This window comes from Planococcus notacanthi (assembly GCF_030407825.1).
GTDB classification, from domain to species: domain Bacteria; phylum Bacillota; class Bacilli; order Bacillales_A; family Planococcaceae; genus Planococcus; species Planococcus notacanthi.
Genome location: NZ_JASDCQ010000004.1, coordinates 108166 through 130709 on the forward strand (window position 1 = coordinate 108166; position 22544 = coordinate 130709).

Consider the following 22544-nt stretch of genomic DNA (forward strand, 5'->3'; position numbering starts at 1 on the left):
GAATTCCTTCAGTCCTTGATGTAAATCCCTGCAGCTGCCGGAAACCAAACCTCACAAAAAAACCGTCCACTGGTTACAGGACGGTTTCATCGGTCTGTTCTTCTTCCTCATTCTTCCTTTTCCAATGCCAGATAAATTTCCCTTTCGAAAAATTTGCGTCGATGGTCTGCTGATTTTCGCCTTGACAATGTACCATTTTCAAAAACACGCTGGCACAAGTAAAAGGGGGCTTCGTCGTTCACTACGACTTGCCATTTGCCATGAAGCGCTTTTTGCCTACCAAAGTCCACTACAAAGTTCTGCCCGACAGGCAACACGGGATACTGGCATTCTGCGCGGGCTGGCGGCGGGCCGTTGTGCATGTTCCTATATAGATCCACATTAAACACTCCTTCATTTAACTGCTGTAATTCAACTGTTGATAATGGCAATCCCACTGGCTGAACATCCCTTTAAATCTGATATTATCCTCTCTTTCTAAATACCCGAAACCCCCTTCCATTCAAACTAAACAGGAACCTCCTCTAGTTGACACAATACAGACATCTCTACAGGTTTCTGCTTGCCCGCTAAGTGGTAATGAAAAAGAACAGACTCGTTTTGCAGGAAGAAAAAATGGTTCACTGGCAAGTGCTTCATTTACACAGGCAAAGCGGCTTAACTTGTTCGGAGGTGCGCCATGAAATTCCTTGAATACTGGATCTACCTGGTATTGTCCATATCAAAAATTTTCCTCTTCAGTGTTTATTCCGGAACTGAGTTCCAATTCAGTTTCTTTATCCTAAACCTTGCTTCCATCGTCGTTTTGTCCAGTTGGACGCTTTTACTAAGCTATCGGAAACGCCGGTGGATTTTAATGCTTTTATTGTTTTTACACAGTACACTGCTTGTTTCCGACCTTTGGTACTACCGTTATTTTGATGATCTGTTGTCCATCAGTCTGCTTTCTGATGTCACGCAGATGAGTGATGTCGGGGGCGGCTTTATGACTTTGATCCAAGCCGAAGATCTATTCTTTTTTGCTGATTTGCTCCTCTTTTCCCTGGTCCTTTTTGCTGGCCGTAAAAATCAGGAAACCTCAACCCGTAAGACAAAAAGACTTCTTGCGGGAGCTGGCTTTGCCCTTGGTTTTCTCTTGTTTGCCATTCCGTTGGCAAATAGCTACATCAACGAAGAAAAGTGGCTGGTCGATGAACCGATTTCAAATATGCGTGAGTATTACCAGCTTGGATTTTGGGGTTACCATGGATTGGATTTTGCAAAAGGTGTCAGTGGGCTGTTCACTAATGACAGCATCACAGCACAGGAAGCCTCACGGATCAAAGACCTGGATCCCGAGACGCCTTCAGCTGTATCCGACTCTGAAAAACCCAACATCATCCTTGTGCAACTGGAATCTTTCCAGACTTCAGTGATTGGACAACAAGTGAATGGGCAGGAACTGACTCCCCATTTAAATGCCTTAAAAGAAGAAACTTTGTTCTTCCCATCGTTTTATCATCAGACGCACGAAGGCCGAACGTCGGATGCTGAATTCATTACACTGGCTTCGTTGCAGCCTTTGAAATCAGGATCCGTTTACACACAATACGCCGAAAATGAATTTGATGGATTGCCGGAGCTGTTGAGAAACGCCGGGTATGATACGGCAGCCATGCATGCCTTCGAGAAGGATTTTTGGAATCGTGATGATTTCTATCAAAACATTGGCTTTAATCAATTCTTCAGCCAACCGGATTTCCCGGACACCCAGAAGATCGGCATGGCTGTGAATGACGAGGACTTCTTCACAACTTCCATCGACCATGCAGCACAGTTGAAAGAACCTTATTTCGCTTTCTTAGTTGCATTGTCGAGCCATACCCCTTATGAGATTCCAGAGGATTTGAAACAATTGGATTTGACCGGTTATGAAGATCCGTTGCTGAGAGGTTATTACGAAACCATCCATTACGTGGATGGAGCTGTTGGAGTGATGATTGAAGAGCTGAAAGAAAAGGATATGTGGGATGATTCTCTTATCTTGTTTTATGGTGACCATGACAGTGGATTAACACAAGCCGATAGTGAAATGGCCCAAGAACTGGGGGCTGAAACCGAAGTCGAGTTATTCGAACTGGATCAACAGGTCCCTCTCTTCATTAAAGAACCTCGCATGGAAGAGGGTCGCGTCATTGAAAACAGCGGCGGCCAAATTGATATTGCCCCAACCATTTTGGATATCGTAAACATCGACCCTCCTTATATGCTTGGACAATCTCTGCTCGACGAAGACAATAATTTGACCGTTTTCCGTGATGGTTCGTTCCGCGTCGAGGAATTTTATTTCAAGCCTGACCTCACTTCTCCAAGCGGAAGCGGCACATGTTACGACACGTCATCCGGCGAGAAAGTTGAATTTGCAGAATGTGAACCTCATGTCAAAACAGCAGCAGAACAGCTTCGGATTTCGGATTTAATTATCCAGAAAAATGCCCTTGACCAATTGAATACCGATGGAGACTGACCACCCCCCTCTTCGTATAAAGAAGAAGAGGGGTTTTCTAAACTTCCTGAGGCGCTCTAATTTCTTTTATCGGAGTTCCGCTATATGATGGGGGTATAAAAAGATGAGCCGCAATTCCACAGTAAAGGATGATTGCAATGAACGCATCGATAAAATCCATCTTGCTGCTCTTTCTTCTTATCGTATTGAGCGCCTGCAGCAGTTCCCAAGGTGCTGGAGAATTGAACGATGGCAATCCTGCCCCTTCCTTTGAACTGATCGATTTGGATGGCAACCAGCATAACCTTGCCGATTATGCCGGCCAAAAAGTCTACGTGAAATTTTGGGCATCCTGGTGTTCAATTTGCCTCGGAGGCATGGAAGAACTGAATACCTTAGCTGCTGAAGAAAATGATTTTGCTGTGTTGACGATTGTGTCACCCAGCTCCAATGCAGAAAAAAGCGCCGAGTCCTTCGCCAAATGGTTTGAAGGGCTTCCGAATGCTGAAAATGTTACCGTGTTATTGGACGAAGGCGGAACCTTTTTCGATGAATACGGCGTTATCGGCTACCCGACATCTGTCTATATCGGCTCAGACGGTACACTCGTCAAAAGTCTGACCGGCCATGTCGGCAATGCTGAAATTAAAGAAAGCTTTGACGCCATCAATTGATTCAATCTGTTTCTGATAGCCTGATGACAGTAAGAAACATTTTTGTTGCTGGAAATTTGTCAGCATTTAAGGAGATTTATAAACGTTTGGCAAAAACTCACTTTACTCCCGGACGTTATTCTGTCTAACTGAAGGGAGGAGGTGACCGATATGAATGAAGCAATTGAACACCTATTTCTGGATTCAAAATCGGCGGATAAAGACGTGAATTACCAAGCCTATCAACAAATTCTGATCTTGACCGAAGAAAAAGTCGATTGGGCATATGAAGTGTGGGAGCAATTGCTTGAAGATTTGAAGCATCCGAACAATCATCAGCGTTCCAGGGCTGCGCAATACTTGGCTAATCTGGCCAAGAGCGATCCGGAGAACCGCATCCTCACAGACTTCCCTCTCCTTTGGCAAGTTACTAAAGATGAAAAGTTCGTTACAGCCCGTCATAGCCTGCAGGCAATCTGGAAAGTGGCGCTCGCCGGGTCCGCTCAAAAAAAAATGGTTCTCAACTATTTAACGGAACGCTTCCGCACTTGTGAAGACGAAAAAAACTTTACACTCATCCGTTCCGATATTCTGCAGGGGCTTCGGCAGTTGTATGATGAAACGCTGGATCAGGAGATTAAACAAACTGCCTTGAACTTGATTGAAAACGTGGATGATCCGAAATACAAGAAAAAATACACAGCTATCTGGAAATGAAAAACAAGCCGTAATTGAAGGACTCCCTTCAATTACGGCTTGTTTTTTCTGCTTATTTTATTCAAAGATTCATTGGATCAATCTCGCGGTCATTCATCAGGTTTTCAGGAAATCTTCTTTCATAAAAGCTGGATTGGGGTAGCTGTAAAATCCTTCGCCTGTTTCTCTTCCAAGTTTGCCTTTATCCAGGTATTCGGTCTTCAGCATATTGGCGAGTTTTACGAATTCCGCTTTGCCTGTAGCCGCAGCTTTCGCTTGGACAATATTATGGGCCGTATTGATGCCGACCACATCCAAAATAGCAAAAGGCCCAAGCGGCGCACCCGTTGCGATCATCCAGGTCTTATCCACCGTCTCAATGTCTGCAACTTCTTTAACCAGCAGCAGTTCGGCTGCTTCAAGGAACGGAACCAATAGGGAATTCAAAATATAGCCCGGCTGTTCTTTATGTAAAGGCAGTGGCACCATGCCAATCGCTTCAGCAAATTCAATCATATCTTCAAACACGGCGTCAGCCGTTCCCGGGTGCTTCATAATTTCAGCCGTGTTGTTGATGCGGATGGTATTAGCAAAATGCAAGGCGAGAAACTTTTCCGGCCGCCCCGTCGCTTCTGCAAACTGGCTTGGCAGCAACGTCGAGGAGTTGGTCGCAAACACTGTCTTTTCAGGAGCTGCATTGCCCAGTTCCTTATAGAAAGCCATCTTGATGTCTGTTACTTCAGGAATCGCCTCAATCATTAAATCCGCATCGGATACCGCTTCAGCCAAATTGGTTTTGAAAGATAAGCGGCCATATGCAGCCTCCACTTCCGCTTCACTTGAGCCAAAATCTTTGCGGTAGTTTTTCATCAGCTTGGCCAATCGTTGTTTCGACTTCTCGATCGCTTCTTCATTGATGTCATAGATCACCACATCGAATCCTTTAAACGCTGTTTGATAGGCGATTTGGCTTCCCAACACGCCGCTTCCTGCCACTGTAATCTTTTTGTAATCCATCCTCTTTTCCTCCTTATCGATTCACCCAACTACTTCTTCTTTACCTGAAGAAAGGTATTTTTGTCCGCACTGTTCTGTAGAGAGGACCTAATAATTTTCGCAATGCCTGGACTGGCGGCACCGGACTTCTGCTATGCCATTGAATCCACTCTAAAGCGATCAAGCTTAAAATCAACCAGATAAGACCTGCTGCATAGCCGGCGAGTACGTCACTGGGAAAATGGGCACCGAGGTAGATTCTACTGCTGCCGATCAACAAGATGAGCATCCCCAACAAAGTGACGGTCAGCCATTGGATCCACCGCCGTTGGTGCGTCCGGACAACCAGGTAAATCACAAAACCATAAAAAATCAGTGATCCCATCGAATGTCCGCTTGGAAAGCTGTATCCGACAGCATCAATTTCAGCATTGATGCTCGGACGTTGTCTGCCATATACATTCTTCAGCAACAGCGTCAAGAGTGAACCGCCTCCAACTGCAATAGCAAAAAACAACATGCCCCATTTGTCTTTCATTTTAACTCCTAGTACGATCAGAATAAGTATTGACAACACGGTCAAAAACCAAGCCGATCCCATTTCTGTGATAATGAACATCACATTATCCATTGTTCCGCCCGCTATGGCCCCAAAGCTGTCTATGATCGAACTGTCAAATTGGCCAAGTTCCTTTTCCATCACTTCTTCAGCAAGTTCTGCAAACAACACAATAAACAAGGCAGCCAGACCAAGTCCGCCCAGCAGCAACAAAAAAGCCAAGCCCGCCAACTTCTCATTTTTCTCCATCTTATCGCTCCCATTTCTTACAGATAATATTTCTTTACCCTCCTTATTCAATAATTATGTAAATGAGAAATAAATTTTCAAAGCTTACTATTTGTTAGACGATCAGCTGCATGGTACTTTAGCAGAAGAACAAATACATCATTCAGGAGCTGATTGTTTGGAACGGTTAACCGGAAAGACCGCCATCATCACTGGCGCCAACAGTGGAATTGGATTGGAAGCCGCTAAAGTATTGGCAGAACGCGGTGCAACCATCGTCATGGCCGTGCGCGATACGGAGAAAGGTGAAGCTGCGCGCCAGTTAATCCTTAACGACAATAAAGAAGCATCGATATCTGTAATGAAATTGGATTTATCGGACCTGGCGAGCGTCAATGGGTTTGCGGACAGTTTTAAGCGCCAACATAATTCACTCGACCTGCTGATCAATAACGCCGGCGTCATGACTCCTCCTTACTCCAAAACGAAAGATGGATTTGAATTGCAGTTCGGCAGCAACCACCTCGGCCATTTCGCATTAACCGGACTGTTGCTGCTCTTGCTAAAGAATACGCCTGGTTCACGCGTCGTCTCTCTTAGCAGTCTTGCCCATAAAGGAGCTAGTATCGATTTCGATAACCTTGACGGCACAAAAGGATATAAGCCAATGAAGTTCTACAGCCAAAGCAAATTGGCCAATCTGTTGTTTGCACAGGAACTGGATAAGCGCTTTAAGCAGTATGGGCTGCAATCGATGAGTCTGGCCTGCCATCCCGGCATTTCCGCAACCAACCTTTTTAAGTTCGGCAAGCGGGATGCGCCCAAATTCTTGAAAACCTTAATGCATAACTTTCTGCAGCCGCCTGACATGGGGGCTTTGCCGACCATTTATGCAGCTACAGATCCGAATTTGAAAGGCGGTGAATACATCGGCCCTGACGGCAAAGGCCAGCGCAAAGGTTATCCGGCGCTGGATACGCCCCATGCATCAGCCGGTGATGAAGCCGTTTCCCGGAAACTTTGGGAAGTTTCCGAAAAGCTGACCGGTGTAACGTTTGATTTCAATAATGCCTCTGCACAGTAAAAGAGCCACTTTCATGTTCATTCATGAAAGTGGCTTTTTCTGTTCATTATTGTCTTGTCACTCTGCAAATACAGATGAATAATGCTTGTGGAGAAATTCCTTAATCACAACGCGGTGGCTGCCGACCATCTTATCCGGAAGTTCATTCGGTGAAAAGAATCGGAAGCTCAACGATTCTTTACGATCGACAATCAATTCACCCTGGTATTTATTCGAGTAATAGGCAAGCGTTACAACGTAGAACTCGTCTCCGTTTTCAGCAACCACAAAATGCTGCGGCCCTGAATAGACATTGATCAAATTCAGCTCATCGACCGTCAAGCCGGTTTCTTCCATGACTTCCCGCTTTGCGGTGTCTTCCGTCGACTCTCCCAGTTCCATCAATCCGCCTGGCAGCCCCCATAAATCTTTCGGAAATTTCCGCTCTTCCAAAAGCAAGCGCCCTTCCCCATCCACAATCACCACAACTGCGCCCACGAAGATGAGCGGCCGGTGACCAACGACTGCACGAAGTTCTTCTACATAACCCATTTTCAAAACTCCTTGTCTTTTAATTTAAACAGTTCCATCCAAAAACCGAGTTATCCGCGCATCCTTTTCCTGAATCCCCATACCGCTACGCCGAAAATCACTACTGTATACGCAATAACCCACAGCATCGGTATGAAGACCTCGCTGTAATTGCCGGCAAACGCCGCCCTCACAGCATCTACCGCATGGGCGAATGGCAGCAGGTAAGCAACCGTCTCGAAAGTACCGCCGATCATATCGAGCCCAAACCAGGTTCCGCTAAACCAGGTCGTGACATTGACGAAGATTGCAAAAATCGCCCCGACTTGCCGATCCGTGAAAACAGTTCCGAAGAACAGGCCGAATGCGATATAAAGAAATGAAATGATGACCAGCAGTCCAAACGCTGGAATGGCGTCATATGTAAACGGCATCCCCAGCAGCAGCGCTGCTCCGTAACAGGCAGACATCTGGATAAGCGCTACCGGCAATAACGGCAATGCATAGCCGATCAGGTAATCGGTTGCAGCCATCGGCGACGCGAAAATCCTCATTAAAAAAGAGCTGCTTTTGTCGCGCCCAATGAGCATGCCGGTAAATAAGGTGATGAACGAAAAACTGAAGACGATGATGGCAGGAGCCAGCTTTTCCAGCGTAAAGAGATCAAAAGGCATATTTTCAGCCATCATCGAAAACAGCCATAGCATCAGGACCGGCAAAACCATTCCAAAAAGCAGCGTCATGGGATCACGCAAAATTTCCTTTCGATTGCGCTGTGCGAATGTCAGAGCCTTCATGGATTTTCCTCCTCAGCTGTCAGCTGGAGAAATACATCCTGCAGCTTGGTTTGCCCGGTCTGGTTTTTCAATTCCTCCAATGTCCCCAGTGCCTGCAGCCTGCCTTTATGCATAATGCCAATGCGATCCGCCAGCGCTTCCACTTCTTCTAAATAATGCGTCGTCAAAATAATAGTGATCTGCCCTTTCAGATCCAGCAGAATCTGCCACAGATCCAAACGCGCCCGGACATCCAGCCCGACGGTCGGCTCATCCAAAAAAATGATTTCCGGTTCTGAAATCATCGCCATTGCGATGCTCAAGCGGCGCTCCATTCCTCCTGACAGATTTCTTCCTTTGCTTTTGGCCCGGTCCGCCAAGCCGAACATCTCCATCAGCCGAATCGCTTTTTGCTCTGCATCCTGTTTCGTGCTGCCATAAATCCTGGCAATGAACTCCAGGTTTTCCTGTACAGACAATTTTCGCGCCACTGCCGTTTCCTGAGGTGAAATGTTCAGCTTTTTCTTAACCGCTTGCGGATTCCCCACGATGCTGTCGCCCAGCATGATGGCGTCCCCACTTGTCGGTTCCATGAGGCAACTCAGCATTTTGATGGTGGTGGTCTTCCCCGCTCCATTTTCACCTAACAGGGCAAAAAACTCCCCTTTCCCAATTGTCAGGGAAAGCTGGTCAACGGCAACTCGATCTTTGAACGTTTTGGTCAATTCCTTAATTTTAATCTCCATAAACCGGCTACCGCCTCCTTTTCTCCATTCTACCGCTAAGTCTCCTGAATAAATAATAAAGTGATATTCACATCTTTCCCCTGGGATTTCCAAAAAATCCGCACAACCGATAAAATAACCTTTAAAGACTAAACCCAATTGAATGGGCTGAAAAAAGGAAGTGATCGTTTGCTTACAGGAAAAATAGCCATCATCACCGGCGGCAACAGCGGCATCGGTTTGGAAACGGCAAAAGGGCTGCTGGCGATGGGCGCAAGAATCATTTTGGCTGTGCGCAATACGGAAAAAGGAAATGCCGCAAGAGAACGATTGGCTGAACACCACCCTATGGCTCAAATCGACGTGATGCACCTCGATTTAGCGGACCTGCAAAGTGTCAGAACCTTTGCCGACAAGTTCCAAAGTTCTTTTGACCAGCTCGACATGTTGATTAATAACGCCGGCATCATGGCACCGCCTTATGCCAAAACAAAAGACGGCTTTGAAATGCAGTTCGGCAGCAACCACCTGGGGCACTTTGCATTAACCGGGCTGCTTTTGCCGCTGTTGGCCAACACCCCTGGCTCCCGCATTGTCACTATCAGCAGTCGGGCACACAGCCGGGGTTCAATCGACTTTGACAACCTCGACGGAGCAAAAGGATACCATGCAAAGAAATTCTATAACCGGAGCAAGCTGGCCAATTTGTACTTCGCTTTGGAACTGGATAAACGCTTGAAAGAGCATGGCTTCCAAACCATCAGCATCGCCTGCCATCCGGGCGTCTCTGCCACCAATATCCTAAAGCTTGGCACGCGTGAAATACCGTCAGCTCTTAAACGCATCGCCAATCTTTTCCTCCAGCCTCCCGGCATGGGTGCTTTATCGACAATCTATGCGGCGACAGAACCGAACCTGACAGGCGGCGAATACATCGGTCCTCTCGGCCAGTTTCAACGAAAAGGCTACCCTGCTCTTGGCACGCCCCATGCCAATGCAACGGACCAGGAAATCTCCCGAAGGCTGTGGGACGTATCGGAAAAATTGACTCAGGTCAGTTATCCTTTTGATCTCTCCCATTAAAAGATATTTACTGCATACCATTTCTCAAAGAAGAAGCTTCATCCGGGGTAAAAAAATTCCATATCCAGACATATTGTTTATTCTTGCGGGAATACTGAAAAGACGAGTTAGGATTTACGTTGCAATTATTTTTAAAAGATGGAGGAATTTATGGTATGAACCAAAAAAACATTACGGTCGGTGGCATCGAATTGGAATGGAATTTGGAAACTGGCGAAGTTCTGTTTGAAGGAGGAGATGTGGTTCTCTTTTGGACCTCGGCAATGGAAACGTTCTTTGACACAATTAAAGACATTTCTGGAATCGAAGCCACACAATTGGTTTTGGAAACCACCGGATTTCGCCAAGGCGTCATTGTTGGAGAAGGGTTCAAAGACATGAAGCAAATTGATACATCAAATGTTGTTGAATGGATCTCCAATACATACGCTCCTGCCGGTTGGGGCAAAGTTGAAATCGTTGAAATGGATAATGAAAAAAATACATTTACGATGCATATCCAGAACGATTGGGAGTATAAGATGAACCTGCTGAAAAACAAAAACTCAAAAGGCATTTTTGTGCCTTCGCACTATGCCGGTGTCCTAACCGGCTTGTTCGGCATCAATTTCTGGTATAAAATCATTCAGCATCAAAATGACAGTACGCCATATAGCATTGTGGAGTACTTCCCTTCAACCGTGACCGTCCAGCAAAACATCCATGAGCTGTCCCGCAAACAGGAAGCTGAACAAATCCGAAAGCTGGAAGCCCGGGTCAATGAGCATACACAATCTCTTCAGAACCTGGTGAAGGAACTATCCTCTCCCATCATCCCTGTGCTGGAAGGCATTATTGTGGTGCCGATGATCGGCAGCTACGATGAACAGCGGACTGAAGATTTGATTTTTAAAACTCTGACCGAGTTGCCGAAGCATAAAGCGGATTACCTGTTGGTAGATCTAAGCGGGCTGAATCAGCACATCACGGAGCATACCGCATCGTTGATCGATAAACTTGGCGCTTCTGCGAGGCTGTTGGGAACTGAAGTCATTCTTGTCGGCATCTCCCCGGAACTCGCCATTATCATTGCACAATCCCAAAACAGCCTGAATACTTTTGAATCGCTGCAAAGCCTCCAGCATGGCATCTACTATGCACTTGGCCGAAGCGGACGAAAAATTGTCTGACAGGTTCGAGTTTCCAAAATGGCCGTTTCTTCTTGAAGACTTTTCCTCCTGAAAAGAATATAATAATCTTTGTCTGTTTTATGATTGCAGGCAGGATAGCCATTGGTTCAATCAATGGTTAATGGAGGAGATCACTTGAACGCAAAAGCTTTTTCATTGGCATTATTCTCAGTTTTAATATGGGGCTCTTCCTTTGCCGCCATTCGCGTTGGACTGCAGGGCGGCTATGACGCAGGACAGAATGTGCTGGTCCGTTTCCTGATTGCCTCGGCATTGTTCCTGATTTATGCACTGTGGCCGGGAACCAAATTTCGGCTGCCCGAAAAAGGCGATGCCGTTCGAATCCTTATTCTCGGTTGGATCGGCATCAGCGTGTACCATATCTTCGTTACATTTGGCATGGAAACGATTTCTGCCGGCACCGCCGGCATGCTGGTCGGTTCCGGACCGATTTTTACAGCGCTGATTGCGGCTTTTGTTTTAAAGGAAAGATTGACTGGCCTTGGCTGGATGGGTCTGGGCATTGGGTTTATCGGTATTCTGTTTATCGCTTTCGGATCTGCAGGTGCATCCCTCACTTTGACCAATGGTGCATTGCTGGTATTGGTCGCTGCGTTTGCATCAGCAATTTTCTTTGTTTTCCAGAAGCCGCTGCTGACACGCTACTCGGCGATTGAATTGACCGCTTACTTTACATGGGCCGGCACTTTGCCATTTCTTATTTTTTCACCGGGCCTCTTCACTGCCATGCAAAGCGCCACACTGGAAGCCCATTTAGCGATTCTTTATGTGGGCATATTCCCTGCGGCAATCGCATATGTCACATGGGCAACAGCTTTGTCACTTGCTAATGCCAGCTCTGTTTCAAGCCTGATTTATCTGGAACCGGCAGTAGCGATTATCGTTGCCTGGATGTGGCTCCATGAACTGCCGACTGCTTTGTCGCTTATCGGTGGCGTCATTGCAATCGGCGGGGTCATGATCGTCAATCTAATGGGCAGAAAACGCCCGGTACTTTCCGGTAAAACTGCGGAAAACTCGTTATAGAAACTCAAAAAAACGCTGTCTGGAATCAATCCAGACAGCGTTTTTTATTAGATCAGCCCTAAAGTGCGGAGTTTCCCGGCTTCCTTTAGTCCCTTGTTTTCTTACTCTTCAATCCGGAACCAGCCCGGTGCCTTGGTCACCATATTCCACAGGTTCTCTGGAATGTCCAGCTGTTCTTTTTTGCTCAAGTGGATTGCCTGGAAAATCTCTTCGTCCCGGCTCTTTTTCACTTTCGCCAACCAGTCTGGGTCCATGATCAATGCATGGCCAAGCGACACCAACGGCGTGACTTCCAATGCTTCTTTCACTTGCTTGAGGGTCTGTAAGCCCCCTACCCCGATCACCGGTACACGGTCGCCAATATGCTGTTGGATCATTTCCACACGCGATCGGTTGTCCTCCTCACGAATTGATCCGCCGAAAAATCTGCCGACTGACGCATGGATGTAGTCGATGCCTTCGTCAGCAATGGCCTCCAAAAACTTCAATGTATCATCCATTGTGATGCCCGGTTCTTCACGTTCTTCCGGACTGATCCGGTAACCCACGACAAAAGGCTTCTCTGCATATTCAGCAATAGCTTGCTGGATCGATCTGATGACGGCTATCGGAAACGCCATGCGCGCAGTCACATCGCCTCCCCATTTGTCGGTGCGGACATTGGAATGGGGAGAAAAGAATTGCTGGATCAAATACGTATTGGCGCCGTGTATTTCGACTCCATCAAAGCCTGCTTGGATAGCCCGTCTGGCGGCTTCTCCGAATGCCGCAATCGTTGCTTCAATTTCTTCCTCGGTCATTTCACGCGGAACCGCCGCATTGGGGCGCGGCGCCGGCACTGCGCTTGGTCCAACCGGCTGTTCGCCTTTCAGCAAGTCTTCATTCGACATGCGTCCGGCATGATAAAGCTGCAGGATTGCTTTAGCGCCTCCGTCTTGAATGGATGTTGCTAAACGGGTCAGACTGGCAATTCGTTCATCGCTGTCTGCCCCTAATGGATCCGGAAATCCGACACCCAACGGCTCGACATGTGCACAAGCCGTAATGACAGCTCCCAGTCCGCTTTCGGCACGCCTTTTGTAATAGATTAGTTCGTCTTCTGTCACATCGCCATTCGGATCTGAAGATGATGTGGTCATCGGTGCCATCAGAATGCGGTTTTTGACAGACAAACCGGATGTAAACGTATACGGTTCAAATATATTTTGTGTGGTAATGGCCATTTAAATTCCTCCTTGACTATCTCTTTACCCTTACACTGGTGCCGACAAGCCTGGCCCCTTTATTTACATCGTATCCGATTAGCAGCCAGTTGAAAGCGCATCTGCTTTGCAATAGATAAATTCAGCCTTTTGGCTGACATGCAAAAGCACCGTCAAAAACAAACCACCTTCGATTGTGCCTAATCTCACAATCGAAGGTGACCTATTCAGCTGACATTATTGTTTAGTATTCATGTATTCGTGATAGCCTTGTTTAAAAAAGTCGTACCACTCATCGATTTCTTCCTGTGGAGCCGATTGAAGGGCTTCCATCACTTCTTTGCCGAACTCCAAAAATGCCGAGCCGTTGGCAGTGATGACGTTTCCGCTCCGAACCGCCTGCTGCTGCAGGTAGCCTGCTTCATTCGTATAGCTGTCCCCTGCTGTTTCCTTTAAGTCTTCCAGGTAATTGCTGGTATGCGGAATCTTATTAAACAAGCCATTTCTGCCTAAGAACACCGTCGCGTCGCAAATTGCACCAAGCACCACTTTTTTTCCGACGGCTTTGTCGACCAGCTCCATGACCCGCTCGCTGCCTTCTTTTCGCCAAGAATTGCCGCCGATCAGAATCAGTCCCGCAAACTCTTCCGGTGCATCATCCAGTCCGTAATCCGGGAGCACCGTAAAGCCGCCGATCGAGCGGATCGGTTCCTTTGTCAGCGACACCGTCTTGACATCGAATTTTCGCCCCTGGCCCTCCGGCTCTTCGTTAAGCGCCGCAGCCAATGAAGCTGCTTCCCAGTCGGCATACTCGTCCAGCAGCACAAACAAAACTTTTTGATCGCTCATTTTCTTGCCTCCTTTCTGATTGAATATTCGATTTATTATTAAAGAGATTATAGCACAGGCAAAGAATCCCTCAAACAGCAAAGACATGATCGGCGGACAGAGCGGGTATAATGTAAGTAACACTTCAACAAAATAGGAGGTCCATTATGAATAAAAAGGAACTAACCCATACCGGCTGGCAGCTGGAAAATAGCTATTCGCGGTTGCCTGAAGTTTTTTATAGAAAAATCACGGTCCATCCGGTGAAGTCGCCCAAATTGGTCATCTTTAATGAGGCATTGGCAGAAAAATTGGGTCTGGATTCCGCAGAGATAACAGCTGAAGACGGCGTAGCCATCCTGGCCGGAAACCAGATTCCCGAAGGCAGCACACCGATTGCCCAGGCTTATGCGGGACATCAATTCGGCAATTTCACGATGCTTGGCGATGGCCGGGCTTTATTGATTGGCGAACAGCTCACACCATCCGGCAAACGATTGGATATCCAGTTGAAAGGCTCCGGCAGAACACCTTATTCCCGCGGCGGCGATGGTCGCGCTGCGTTAAGGCCTATGCTTCGCGAGTACCTCATTAGTGAAGCGATGCACGGGCTGGGCATTCCGACGACCCGCAGCTTGTCCGTTGTCGAAACCGGCGAAATGGTCCGCCGGGAAACAGCATTGCCTGGAGCGGTCATGACACGGATCGCCGACAGCCATCTGCGTGTCGGCACATTCCAATACGCCGCGCGATTTGGAACGAAGGAAGACTTGAAAGCACTGGCTGACTATGCGCTGGAGCGTCACTTTCCACATGTCCAAGACGCTTCGCACCCGTATCTTGCCTTATTCCAGGAAGTCATCAAACAGCAAGCAGCTTTGCTTGCCAAGTGGCAGCTCGTCGGTTTTATTCACGGAGTCATGAATACTGACAACATGGCGATTAGTGGAGAAACCATCGATTATGGACCTTGCGCATTCATGGATAGCTATGATCCGAAGACGGTTTTCAGCTCCATCGATGTTCAAGGCCGCTATGCTTACGGCAATCAGCCGATGATTGCCGGATGGAACTTGGCACGTTTTGCGGAGAGCCTGTTGCCTTTGCTGCATGATACTCCGGAGGAAGCGGTCAATATGGCACAGGAAGAACTCACCAGCTATGTTGAACAGTTCCAGAACCACTGGCTTTCGGGCATGCGCAAAAAACTCGGGATCTTCAATGAAGAAGCTGAAGATTCCACATTGGTGGAAGCATTGCTGAATCTGATGCACCAACACGATGCCGATTACACCAATCTGTTCCGTGCGCTGACTTTCACGAAACTCCAGGGAAGTGAATTGTTTGAAACGCCAGAGTTCAAGGAATGGCGCAGTTCTTGGCAGGCACGTCTGGAGCGCCAGGAGGAGTCGCAGGAAGAGAGCCAGCAATTGATGCTCAACAACAATCCGGCCATCATCCCCCGCAATCACCGGGTGGAAGAAGCCCTGGCCGCAGCAGAATTCCAGGGAGATTACAGCGTCCTTCACCGGCTGCTTACAGTCCTGGCTGACCCTTATGCCCATTCTGCCGAACAGGAAGCCTATACGGAACCGCCGGAGCCGACAAACGGGCCGTATCAGACTTTCTGCGGAACGTAATGATGATTCAACAAGCTCTCTATTCTCTAGGGTTTATGGGGCAGCAGATCCATAATTTCTTCTCTTTCATCTGACCGGCTAACGTTTGTAGAACTTCAATAAGGGAACATCCTAAGTACAGCTTAATCAGTAAAAAATTTCTTTTTGTAGTTTCCTCTTTATATTGTTACAATATTCAGTGAAAGAGGTTCTTTGCAGTAAATTTTTTCTGATGAAGCGGTTAACTTTTTTTAAAATTTATCTAAGGAGCTGGGACGATGAATCAAGAACAATTGGAATTCGTGAAAAATGGGAAAGGTTTTATTGCTGCGCTTGACCAAAGTGGTGGCAGCACACCAAAAGCACTCGCACTTTACGGGGTGTCAGAAGACCAATATTCAACAGAAGAGGAGATGTATGACCTGATCCACGAAATGCGGACACGCGTCATGACGGCTCCTTCCTTCAATTCCGATTCGATTATCGGCGCAATCCTTTTTGAACAGACGATGGACCGTAAAGTCGAGGGCCAATACACAGCTGATTATTTATGGCAGCAAAAAGGTGTTGTGCCTTTTCTGAAAGTCGACAAAGGGCTGGCAGAAGAAGAAAACGGCGTCCAGGTCATGAAGCTGATCCCCGATTTGGATGATGTGCTGAAACGCGCCAACGAACGAAACGTCTTCGGCACCAAAATGCGTTCGGTCATCAAGAAAGCCAATCCAGAGGGCATCAAGAAAGTGGTCGAGCAGCAATTCGAAGTCGGCAAGCAGATTCTGGCAGCCGGGTTAGTGCCGATCCTTGAACCGGAAGTCGATATCAACAGCACGGACAAAGAACAAATCGAACAAATCCTGAAAGAGGAAATGTTGAAGCACTTGGATCAATTGAGTGAAGATCAGAACGTCATGATCAAAATCACCATTCCAACAGTCGATAACTTCTTCAAGGAATTGATTGACCACCCGCGTGTACTCCGCGTAGTGGCTTTGTCCGGCGGCTATAAACGAGATGATGCCAATCAGAAATTGGCTGCCAACGAAGGGCTGATCGCCAGCTTCTCTCGCGCCTTGTCCGAAGGCGTCAGCGCCAGCCAATCCGATGAAGAGTTCAATGCCATGCTGGAAAACTCCATCAAAGGCATTTACGAAGCTTCCATTACATGAATCCACGAAAATGCCCTGCGGCGATTAACGCTGCAGGGCATTTTTGTTTTGAGAATCAGTAACGGCTGGCCGGAGTTTTCCGGAACCATTCGAATTCACTGATGTGAAGTTCACGCAATTGGTATTTCATGATTTTCCCCGAGGAGTTCCGCGGCAAGGAATCGGTGACCAAGTACTTGCGCGGAATCTTGTAGCCTGGAAGTTTTTCCAGGAGATAGTCCATCAATTGGTCTTCGTCGATGGTCTCACTTTCTTTCGGAACAATGATCACACCGACAATCTCTCCCCATTCCTCTTCCGGCAAGCCGACTGTCGCAGCTTCTTCCACTTGAGGATGGCTGTTGATGACCTGTTCCACTTCAATGGAATAGATATTTTCTCCGGCTGAAATGATGCGATCCGCTTTTCGGTCTACGAGAGAGATATACCCATCCTCATCAATTGTGGCCAAATCGCCCGTCAACAGCCAGCCGTTTCGGAAAGCCTCTGCGGTTTCTTCAGGTTTATTGAAGTATTCCTTCATGACCGTATCGCCTTTGATGACAAATTCACCGATGGTTCCCGGCTGGACATCCAAAAATTCATCGTCCACTACCCGCACTTCTGTGAAGTACATCGGTTTTCCGCCTGATCCTACCTTGTGTTCATGCTGCTCAGGCAATAAGAAAACACCTCCCGGTCCACCTTCCGTCAACAGGCATAGGTTATAGAACTGCTGATGGCCAAAAACCTCCATTGCCCGCTTGACAAGTTCCGGATCAATTGGATCTGCCCCGTACATGCATTTTTTAACCGAAGACAGATCTGCCTCTTCGATATTCGGCAACTGCAACAACCTGGTGTACGTTTCCGGCAAGCCGAAGAATATGGAAATCTGGAATTCGGTGATGGCCTCAGCCACTTTTTCCGGATTGAAGTCACGCAGAATGATGTTGGATGTACCCAACATGATGCCGGTTACCAAAAACAGATTCAATTGAACCGAATGAAATAAAGGCACTGCATGAAGAATGCGGTCCTTTGCCCCGAGTTCCACGCCAAACACGAATGACGAACTGGCAGCGGTCAGCCGCTGATGATCAAATAATGCCCCTTTTGGTTTCCCGGTTGTACCGGAAGTATAAAGGATTTCCGCATCATCACTGCTCAATACTTCAACAGAAGGCTCCAGCGCATTATCACTCAATACACTTTCCCAACTCAGATAATCATTATTATCAGGTGCCGGGTGGACGATAACTTGTCGAAGCTGAGCTGCCTGCTTTTTCGCTTCAGTTACAGTCTTTTCAAATTCGTGGTCGCATATGACGAATACGCTTTCAGATTGTCCGAAAATATAGCCGCTTTCATCTGCACTTAGCTGGTAATTGACCGGCACTGCCACACCCCCAGCCTTTAGCACAGCAAAAAAAGCCAGTACATAATGATCGGAATTTTTCAGGAACAGCGAAACCTTATCCCCTTTTTGCATCCCTGTTTCGAGTAAACCATTTGCCAGCCGATTTACTTCTTCGTTCAGCTCCTGGTAGGAATAACGTTGTCCTTCGAAAGCGATGGCCATTTTATCCGGAAAACGCTTCGCATTCTGTGCAAGTGTTGTCGTAATGTTCATTTGGATTTCCCCCTCTTTTTAGTAATCGACTGTCCCGATAATCAACCCTCCTGCCTTTGAAATCTCCAAAGCTTCGAAAGACGTTAGAAATTTCCTTATTTCCTTAATTAGTATATTTAACTGTATCGTATTCAGAAAATATAGTCAATTAAAGATTTGTAAAACGGTTTTCCCGAAAAGCTTAGAAGATTAAAAAACGCGTCCGGCTGCAGATGCAACCGAACGCGTTCAAAATAGATAGTTTCTTTACTGCCGGTCCGTCTCTTGTTCAGGCTCCGGAATATTTATGCCGATGACTTGTGCCAGTAATTCCACACCTTTGACAATTTCTTCTTCCCTGGCATAGCTGAACGACAAACGAAGATAGGGCAGCCCCTCCTGCTGGTCCAGGAAAAAGTATTTGCCCGGCACGAAAGAAACGCCTGCAGCCAATGCCTTCGGAAGCAGTTCTGAGGTATCGACACCCGGAATTTTAACCCACACGAAATATCCTCCTTTTGGCGTGAACCATGAAACCGCAGGAGGCAGAAATTCTTCCAACGCCGACAACATCGTGGCGCATTTGGCTTCATAGACGGACGCCAATCCATCCAGGTGCTCATCAAAGTTGATGGCTTCAAGGAATGACGCCATCGTTGCCTGGTCAAATGGGTGGTTCAGGTCTTTCTTGAACCAATTCAACGGGTCGATGATGCGTTGATCTGCCACCACCCAGCCAATCCGCATGCCAGGAGCCACGACTTTTGATAAAGAACCGACATACAGGACACGGTTGTTGGTATCCATCGCTTTCAGAAGTTGTGGGCGATTCTGAAAGCCCAGTTCTCCGTATGCGTCATCCTCCAATATCAGGAAGTCGTATTGTTCCGCCAGTTCAAGCAAATGCTTCCGGCGTTCAGGAGACAGCGTAGTGCCTGTCGGATTTTGATAGGTCGGAATCGTATAAAGCAATCGCGGCAGCGGCTGTCCCTGTTCTTTCCGGTCTGCTAACAAATCCGCCAACAATTCTGTCTGCAGCCCTTTTTCATCTATCGGGATCGTCAGATAGTGCTCAGTGTAGTTCTGGAAAATCTCCAAAGCCTCCATATAGGTCGGTGCTTCAACAGCCACTAGAGCTTCGTCATCTAAAAGGACACGGGCAATCAGATCAATAGCCTGGCAGGCTCCTGAAGTCACCAGCAATTCGTCCTCTGCAGCTTCTGCCCCGCGCGTCGCCATTCGTTTGCGAAGAAACTCCTTCAGCTGCGGAATCCTTGGGCTGCCCAAATAATGAAGCGGTAAATCACGTTCCTCATCCAGCAACCGTGCCACTGCCAGTTTGATTTCTTCAGAAGGAACCAATGCCGGTTCAGGATAACCTGAGCTGAGACGAAGACAGCCTGCCGGCAAGGTGGAAAGCCATTGCCCGGGTGGATCGTTTTTAAAAGCCATTTCAATATCTTTTGAAAAATGGAATGTTGTTTTCAAGTAGGTTGTGCCCCTTTCATCTAGCTGATGGAATTATGTGAAATCTCTTATTCTTCATTCTACAGGGTAGTTCTCTTAATGTGTAGGCTGTCAGTGAAATCCATCCGATATTTAGACTGTCCTATCCTAAATGGACATTGTAACTTTTCAGGCGCTATAACGTTCTTATGTGTAAGTGATTCACTTATCTCTCTATCCACGAGGAGGAATATCCATGAAAAATAAATTTTGGCTGAGAGCCTTTTTGATCTTGATGGCCGCTTTGATTCTCGCAGCGTGCGGCACCGGGCAAGGAGACGAAACAGAAACCTCCCCTGAAGATCCGAACACTGAAGAATCCGGAACGAACGATGAAACCACAGGAGGCAGTACCGATGGGGAAATGAAACCTGAAATCGAACACGTCGATGGTGATGTTTATCGCTATACCGTGATCAACGAAAGCGGCGAACCGCATACCTTTGAATTTACCAGCAGCCAACGCTATGATTTTTCCCTAGCAAATGAAAGCGGCGAAGAAGTTTTCCTCTTTTCATCCGTCAGCACTTATCTGCAGGCTTTAGGTGAAGAATCTGTCGACCAGGGCGACAAGTTGAGTTACGAATTCGAAATTCCGCAGCTCGACCTTGAACCCGGAACCTATGAACTGACCGCTTGGCTGACACCCCGACAAGGCGAAACGTATGAAGTCACCACCGAACATGTCGTGGAATAAAATAGACCATCAAAAAGACCATCCAACTGGGTGGTCTTTTTGATTGCCTGTTATTTCATTCTTCTGGCCGGTACTCCAGCGCGTCCCCCGGTTGGCAGTCCAACGCCTTGCAGACAGCTTCCAAAGTGGACAAGCGGATGGCTTTTGCTTTGCCGTTCTTCAGGATCGAAAAGGTTAGCCATAGTGATGCCGACTCTTTCCGAAAGTTCTGTAACGCTCATTTTCCGCTTAGCCAACATCACATCGATATGGATGATTATTGCCATGGAATTCTCCTCAGCTCAGACGATTAAATCGTTTTCTTCTTTTATATCGATGGCGTCCTGCAGGAGCCGTTGAAGCACAGCCGCAAATACAGCAATGACAAGCGAAGCAAATATGATTACTAGGCCAATCAAAATGCCCGGAGCATCGTCAGCTTTTGTCAATAGATAGAAAAATGGCATTTCCAGCGCAAACACAATGATGATGGCGACTGCACAATACTTGATGGTCTTCAACGCTTTGACTGACAGCTTTGAAAATGCCTCGTTCCTGTCAATATAGCTGAGAAGCTTCAATGTCTGATACAAGGCAACGAAAAATGGAATCATCGCCAAGTACATGCCGATCAATAATGGATATTGCAGTTTTTCCAGTTCAGGAGAAGCCCAATAAGGGGAATTTGGATCAAACCTTGATAAGCCGTATATGCAGCCGGCCAGTACCGGCAATCCCATAAGAATAATAACTGTTTTTAAAAATAGAGTAGATCCTCGGCTCATGAAAAGCACCTCACTTATTTGTATTGCCTTTATAATAGCTTATTATTTATTGTTTTACAATAAATAAATATTGCTTTTAGACATTAAATTATTGTTTTCATATTTCCTTTGAATAAAAAAAGCATCCTGTCACCTCTTTTTCAGAGAGACAAGATGCCTTTTGTTAGTTGCTTTCCAAAAAGGAAATATACTCTTTCACAACTTCGTAAACATATTCCTGGTTTGCTATGGCCGTATCTGCATTATAGGCACCGTCGTTGGTTTTATTGTTCGACAGAACACGGATTGCCAGGAATGGTACATCGTACGCTTTTGAAATCATGGCTACCGATGCCGATTCCATCTCTTCGACCGATGTGCCGTAATTTTCGTGGAACCACTTGATGCGATCCACTTCGTTATTCCAAAGATCAGCCGAGCCAATCGTGCCTTCAACGATCTTGCCTTTGGTGTAGCTGTCTTTCACTGCTTTAGCTGCAGCCAATAGGTCAGCGTCCCCTTCGTAATAGCGGGCTTTTTCTGCATTTGGATCTTCCCCAGCACTGCCTTCAGATGCCATAACGTCCATCGGCTTCCATTCAGTCGGTTCAATGCCTTCACCTGCTGCACGGTCTCCAGTTTTCATCGAACCGATGTTGACGGTACGTTCACCGAGAACGATATCAAATACATTCAATTCCGGATCGTGTCCGCCAGACGTGCCTTGGTTGATGATGGCGGCCGGATTGTATTTTTCAATAGCGATCGCTGTAGAAGCTGCAGCATTTTCCATGCCTTTGCCGGTTTTTGAAACGATGACCGGGTAGCCGTCTACTGTGCCGATGTAAAATTCATAGGTCGAACCTGATTCTTCTATAGTAACGTTCTCAAGGCGCTCCGCGAAGGTTTCCGCTTCAATCGGCATCGGCCCTTGAATCAGGATCGGGCGTTTGGTTTCTCCAGCCGCTTCTTTATCTTCAGTTGCTTCAGCTTCTCCCGCTGAACTGCACCCAGCCATTACGGCCAACAAGATCATGGCCAAGATGGTTAATAAAACTGGATTGCTGAATTTTGTCTTCATTTGTATCTTTTTCATGCGAACTTCCCCCTTGATGTCTGCTCTGCCGGTATTGGAGCCAAAAAATAGCGCCTGAAACAGTCATTTATTTCTGCCTGTGGAA

Annotated in this window: 22 protein-coding genes and 1 pseudogene; 10 read left to right on the forward strand and 13 right to left on the reverse strand. The window is 47.0% G+C overall.

Features of this window, described 5'->3' with window-relative positions; translation table 11 throughout:
• Window positions 1-107: 107 nt before the first annotated feature.
• Complete coding sequence (locus tag QMA01_RS13940) at window positions 108-437, reverse strand: hypothetical protein (protein WP_290185683.1); 330 nt, start codon at window positions 435-437, stop codon at window positions 108-110.
• A 242-nt stretch (window positions 438-679) separates the two neighbouring features.
• Between QMA01_RS13940 and QMA01_RS13945 the strand changes: the two genes are divergently transcribed.
• The 3 genes from QMA01_RS13945 (at window position 680) to QMA01_RS13955 (ending at window position 3855) form a co-directional block, all read left to right on the forward strand.
• Window positions 680-2506: an LTA synthase family protein gene (locus QMA01_RS13945; RefSeq protein WP_290215238.1), complete on the forward strand. Its 1827-nt coding sequence runs from the start codon at window positions 680-682 to the stop codon at window positions 2504-2506.
• A gap of 137 nt (window positions 2507-2643) precedes the next feature.
• The gene (locus tag QMA01_RS13950) at window positions 2644-3159 is read left to right on the forward strand and encodes a TlpA family protein disulfide reductase (RefSeq protein ID WP_191716170.1); all 516 of its coding nucleotides are present in this window, start codon (window positions 2644-2646) and stop codon (window positions 3157-3159) included.
• 150 nt (window positions 3160-3309) lie between these two features.
• Window positions 3310-3855, forward strand: coding sequence for a hypothetical protein (locus QMA01_RS13955; protein ID WP_290215239.1), 546 nt, complete (start codon window positions 3310-3312; stop codon window positions 3853-3855).
• A gap of 96 nt (window positions 3856-3951) precedes the next feature.
• On the opposite strand, the gene QMA01_RS13960 is transcribed toward QMA01_RS13955, so the two are convergent.
• Window positions 3952-4851, reverse strand: coding sequence for a 3-hydroxyacyl-CoA dehydrogenase (locus QMA01_RS13960; RefSeq protein WP_290215240.1), 900 nt, complete (start codon window positions 4849-4851; stop codon window positions 3952-3954).
• A 40-nt stretch (window positions 4852-4891) separates the two neighbouring features.
• Window positions 4892-5638 carry a phosphatase PAP2 family protein gene (locus QMA01_RS13965; RefSeq protein WP_290215241.1) on the reverse strand — a complete coding sequence of 249 codons (747 nt, stop codon included), beginning with the start codon at window positions 5636-5638 and terminating at the stop codon, window positions 4892-4894.
• A gap of 157 nt (window positions 5639-5795) precedes the next feature.
• Here QMA01_RS13965 and QMA01_RS13970 point away from each other — a divergent pair, with 157 nt between their 5' ends.
• Window positions 5796-6701, forward strand: coding sequence for an oxidoreductase (locus tag QMA01_RS13970; RefSeq protein WP_290215242.1), 906 nt, complete (start codon window positions 5796-5798; stop codon window positions 6699-6701).
• Window positions 6702-6758: 57 nt separating this feature from the next.
• Here QMA01_RS13970 and QMA01_RS13975 read toward each other — a convergent pair whose 3' ends face one another.
• From QMA01_RS13975 to QMA01_RS13985, 3 genes are read right to left on the reverse strand one after another with little or no spacing between them, the layout of a single operon-like run.
• Entirely contained in the window at window positions 6759-7232 is a 474-nt protein-coding gene (locus QMA01_RS13975) for an NUDIX hydrolase (RefSeq protein WP_191716175.1), read from the reverse strand.
• A 50-nt stretch (window positions 7233-7282) separates the two neighbouring features.
• Complete coding sequence (locus tag QMA01_RS13980; RefSeq protein ID WP_290215243.1) at window positions 7283-8008, reverse strand: ABC transporter permease; 726 nt, start codon at window positions 8006-8008, stop codon at window positions 7283-7285.
• Window positions 8005-8733 (reverse strand): ABC transporter ATP-binding protein, encoded by a 729-nt coding sequence (locus QMA01_RS13985; protein ID WP_290215244.1) that lies wholly within the window; start codon window positions 8731-8733, stop codon window positions 8005-8007. Before QMA01_RS13985 ends, QMA01_RS13980 begins: the two co-directional genes overlap by 4 nt.
• Window positions 8734-8901: 168 nt before the next feature.
• On the opposite strand from QMA01_RS13985, the gene QMA01_RS13990 reads away from it, so the two are divergent.
• The 3 genes from QMA01_RS13990 (at window position 8902) to QMA01_RS14000 (ending at window position 12011) form a co-directional block, all read left to right on the forward strand.
• Complete coding sequence (locus QMA01_RS13990) at window positions 8902-9795, forward strand: oxidoreductase (protein WP_290215245.1); 894 nt, start codon at window positions 8902-8904, stop codon at window positions 9793-9795.
• Window positions 9796-9950: 155 nt separating this feature from the next.
• On the forward strand, window positions 9951-10964 hold the full coding sequence (locus QMA01_RS13995) for an STAS domain-containing protein (RefSeq protein WP_191716179.1): 1014 nt from the start codon (window positions 9951-9953) through the stop codon (window positions 10962-10964).
• A 135-nt stretch (window positions 10965-11099) separates the two neighbouring features.
• Window positions 11100-12011 (forward strand): DMT family transporter, encoded by a 912-nt coding sequence (locus tag QMA01_RS14000; RefSeq protein ID WP_290215246.1) that lies wholly within the window; start codon window positions 11100-11102, stop codon window positions 12009-12011.
• A gap of 101 nt (window positions 12012-12112) precedes the next feature.
• On the opposite strand, the gene QMA01_RS14005 is transcribed toward QMA01_RS14000, so the two are convergent.
• Window positions 12113-13234, reverse strand: coding sequence for an NADH-dependent flavin oxidoreductase (locus QMA01_RS14005; RefSeq protein ID WP_290215247.1), 1122 nt, complete (start codon window positions 13232-13234; stop codon window positions 12113-12115).
• A gap of 216 nt (window positions 13235-13450) precedes the next feature.
• A complete protein-coding gene (locus QMA01_RS14010; RefSeq protein WP_290215248.1) occupies window positions 13451-14062 on the reverse strand; it encodes a type 1 glutamine amidotransferase family protein in 612 nt (203 codons plus the stop codon).
• A gap of 146 nt (window positions 14063-14208) precedes the next feature.
• Here QMA01_RS14010 and QMA01_RS14015 point away from each other — a divergent pair, with 146 nt between their 5' ends.
• Both QMA01_RS14015 and QMA01_RS14020 read left to right on the forward strand, forming a co-directional pair.
• Window positions 14209-15681 (forward strand): protein adenylyltransferase SelO, encoded by a 1473-nt coding sequence (locus QMA01_RS14015; protein WP_290215249.1) that lies wholly within the window; start codon window positions 14209-14211, stop codon window positions 15679-15681.
• A 257-nt stretch (window positions 15682-15938) separates the two neighbouring features.
• Window positions 15939-16826, forward strand: a complete 888-nt coding sequence (locus QMA01_RS14020) for a fructose bisphosphate aldolase (RefSeq protein WP_290215250.1) — start codon at window positions 15939-15941, stop codon at window positions 16824-16826.
• Between the two features lie 55 nt (window positions 16827-16881).
• Here QMA01_RS14020 and QMA01_RS14025 read toward each other — a convergent pair whose 3' ends face one another.
• Together QMA01_RS14025 and QMA01_RS14030 are read right to left on the reverse strand one after the other, a co-directional pair.
• Window positions 16882-18438, reverse strand: a complete 1557-nt coding sequence (locus QMA01_RS14025; RefSeq protein ID WP_290215251.1) for a class I adenylate-forming enzyme family protein — start codon at window positions 18436-18438, stop codon at window positions 16882-16884.
• 246 nt (window positions 18439-18684) lie between these two features.
• Window positions 18685-19905 (reverse strand): aminotransferase-like domain-containing protein, encoded by a 1221-nt coding sequence (locus tag QMA01_RS14030; protein ID WP_290215252.1) that lies wholly within the window; start codon window positions 19903-19905, stop codon window positions 18685-18687.
• 214 nt (window positions 19906-20119) lie between these two features.
• On the opposite strand from QMA01_RS14030, the gene QMA01_RS14035 reads away from it, so the two are divergent.
• Window positions 20120-20620: a BsuPI-related putative proteinase inhibitor gene (locus QMA01_RS14035; RefSeq protein ID WP_290215253.1), complete on the forward strand. Its 501-nt coding sequence runs from the start codon at window positions 20120-20122 to the stop codon at window positions 20618-20620.
• Window positions 20621-20675: 55 nt separating this feature from the next.
• Here the strand turns inward: QMA01_RS14035 and QMA01_RS14040 are convergent.
• The 3 genes and pseudogenes from QMA01_RS14040 to QMA01_RS14050 all read right to left on the reverse strand — a co-directional run bounded on the left by QMA01_RS14040 (window position 20676) and on the right by QMA01_RS14050 (window position 22459).
• Window positions 20676-20886, reverse strand: a pseudogene (locus QMA01_RS14040) (helix-turn-helix domain-containing protein).
• 15 nt (window positions 20887-20901) lie between these two features.
• A complete protein-coding gene (locus tag QMA01_RS14045; protein ID WP_191716188.1) occupies window positions 20902-21384 on the reverse strand; it encodes a DUF2975 domain-containing protein in 483 nt (160 codons plus the stop codon).
• 163 nt (window positions 21385-21547) lie between these two features.
• Complete coding sequence (locus QMA01_RS14050) at window positions 21548-22459, reverse strand: 5'-methylthioadenosine/S-adenosylhomocysteine nucleosidase (RefSeq protein ID WP_290215254.1); 912 nt, start codon at window positions 22457-22459, stop codon at window positions 21548-21550.
• Window positions 22460-22544 lie beyond the last annotated feature (85 nt).

Coding starts and splice junctions, on each gene's coding strand:
- QMA01_RS13945 (WP_290215238.1), top strand. CDS start 680: ATGAAATTCCTTGAATACTGGATCTACCTGGTATTGTCCATATCAAAA.
- QMA01_RS13950 (WP_191716170.1), top strand. CDS start 2,644: ATGAACGCATCGATAAAATCCATCTTGCTGCTCTTTCTTCTTATCGTA.
- QMA01_RS13955 (WP_290215239.1), top strand. CDS start 3,310: ATGAATGAAGCAATTGAACACCTATTTCTGGATTCAAAATCGGCGGAT.
- QMA01_RS13960 (WP_290215240.1), bottom strand. CDS start 4,851: ATGGATTACAAAAAGATTACAGTGGCAGGAAGCGGCGTGTTGGGAAGC.
- QMA01_RS13965 (WP_290215241.1), bottom strand. CDS start 5,638: ATGGAGAAAAATGAGAAGTTGGCGGGCTTGGCTTTTTTGTTGCTGCTG.
- QMA01_RS13975 (WP_191716175.1), bottom strand. CDS start 7,232: ATGGGTTATGTAGAAGAACTTCGTGCAGTCGTTGGTCACCGGCCGCTC.
- QMA01_RS13980 (WP_290215243.1), bottom strand. CDS start 8,008: ATGAAGGCTCTGACATTCGCACAGCGCAATCGAAAGGAAATTTTGCGT.
- QMA01_RS13985 (WP_290215244.1), bottom strand. CDS start 8,733: ATGGAGATTAAAATTAAGGAATTGACCAAAACGTTCAAAGATCGAGTT.
- QMA01_RS13995 (WP_191716179.1), top strand. CDS start 9,951: ATGAACCAAAAAAACATTACGGTCGGTGGCATCGAATTGGAATGGAAT.
- QMA01_RS14005 (WP_290215247.1), bottom strand. CDS start 13,234: ATGGCCATTACCACACAAAATATATTTGAACCGTATACGTTTACATCC.
- QMA01_RS14010 (WP_290215248.1), bottom strand. CDS start 14,062: ATGAGCGATCAAAAAGTTTTGTTTGTGCTGCTGGACGAGTATGCCGAC.
- QMA01_RS14015 (WP_290215249.1), top strand. CDS start 14,209: ATGAATAAAAAGGAACTAACCCATACCGGCTGGCAGCTGGAAAATAGC.
- QMA01_RS14020 (WP_290215250.1), top strand. CDS start 15,939: ATGAATCAAGAACAATTGGAATTCGTGAAAAATGGGAAAGGTTTTATT.
- QMA01_RS14025 (WP_290215251.1), bottom strand. CDS start 18,438: ATGAACATTACGACAACACTTGCACAGAATGCGAAGCGTTTTCCGGAT.
- QMA01_RS14035 (WP_290215253.1), top strand. CDS start 20,120: ATGAAAAATAAATTTTGGCTGAGAGCCTTTTTGATCTTGATGGCCGCT.
- QMA01_RS14045 (WP_191716188.1), bottom strand. CDS start 21,384: ATGAGCCGAGGATCTACTCTATTTTTAAAAACAGTTATTATTCTTATG.
- QMA01_RS14050 (WP_290215254.1), bottom strand. CDS start 22,459: ATGAAAAAGATACAAATGAAGACAAAATTCAGCAATCCAGTTTTATTA.